Origin of the sequence: Actinoalloteichus spitiensis RMV-1378 (assembly GCF_000239155.1) — a bacterium.
In the GTDB taxonomy this organism is placed as follows: Bacteria; Actinomycetota; Actinomycetes; order Mycobacteriales; family Pseudonocardiaceae; genus Actinoalloteichus_B; species Actinoalloteichus_B spitiensis.
This window is the reverse complement of sequence record NZ_AGVX02000613.1, coordinates 1-1,071: the sequence shown is the minus strand read 5'-3', so window position 1 is coordinate 1,071 and position 1,071 is coordinate 1. Positions and strand designations below refer to the sequence as shown.

Here is a 1,071-nt window from a genome sequence, read left to right as displayed (position 1 = left end):
GTCGCCACCGGGCCCCCCGAGCGGGTGCGCGGCGACCCCGCCGTGATCGCCGCCTACCTCGGTGGCGCCCCCGCCCCCGCGTCCGCCGCCGGCCCCGCGACGGCGGCCGCCACGACCTCGCCGGAGGACCCCAGATGAGCGGCGTCGCGGACATCCTCGTCAACGGGGTGGCACTCGGCTCGGTGTACGCGCTGATCGCCGTCGGGTTCGTCGTCGTGTTCACCGTGTCCGGGGTGATGAACTTCGCCCACGGTTCGCTGCTGCTGCTCGGCGGTTACCTGACGGCCGTCCTGCACCCGCACTGGGGTTTCCTCGCGGCGGTCGTCGTCGCCGTGGCGGTCACCGCCGCCGGCGCCGGACTCGTCGACCTCGTCTGCGCCAGGGGGCGGCACATCGGCCAGGCCCACGTGCTGACGATCGTGACGATCGGCGTCGACATCCTGCTGTTGGCCGAACTGTCCCGGCTGATCGGTTCCGACGTCCTCGCCCTCGGCGACCCGTGGGGAACCGGTGTCGTGCACCTCGGCGGGACGGTCATCGCCCAGTCCCGCATCGCCTCGGTGGTCGTCGCCGTCGTCCTCATTGCGACCCTGTTCGCCCTGCTCCGCTGGTCGCGGTGGGGCCTGTCGCTGCGGGTGGTGACATCCGACCGGGAGGCCGCCGCCCTGATGGGGGTGCGGCTGCGCCGCGTCCGCGTCAGCGCCTGGTGCGTCGCCGGGGCACTGGCCGCCGTCGCCGCCGTCTTCCTCGCCGCCTTCCCCACCCCGGGCCTGGACCGGGCCACCGGGCAGGTCGCGTTGGCCGCGTTCCCCGCCGCCGTGCTCGGCGGCCTGACCTCGGTGCCCGGTGCCCTGGTGGGCAGCGCGCTCATCGGCCTCACCGAGGCCACCGTCACCGGCTACCGCGCCCACCTGGGCGAACTCGGCCAGTCGCTGGGTGACGTCGCCCCCTACCTGATCATGCTGCTGGTGCTGCTGGTCCGCCCGAACGGTCTGCTCGGAGCGAAGGAGACCACCCGTGTCTGAACCGGCGGTCGCCGACACCACGGCCCCCACCGCGCCCCGCCCCCAC

General features: G+C 74.6%; 2 protein-coding genes. Both read left to right on the top strand.

Features of this window, described 5'->3' with window-relative positions:
* On the top strand, positions 1 to 138 hold a 138-nt coding region (locus ACTIDRAF_RS35610; RefSeq protein ID WP_483446991.1), incomplete at its 5' end, for an ABC transporter ATP-binding protein C-terminal domain-containing protein.
* Positions 135 to 1,025 (top strand): branched-chain amino acid ABC transporter permease, encoded by an 891-nt coding sequence (locus tag ACTIDRAF_RS0222655; protein WP_016700994.1) that lies wholly within the window; start codon positions 135 to 137, stop codon positions 1,023 to 1,025. The genes ACTIDRAF_RS35610 and ACTIDRAF_RS0222655, both read left to right, overlap by 4 nt.
* The last annotated feature ends 46 nt before the right edge of the window (positions 1,026 to 1,071 follow it).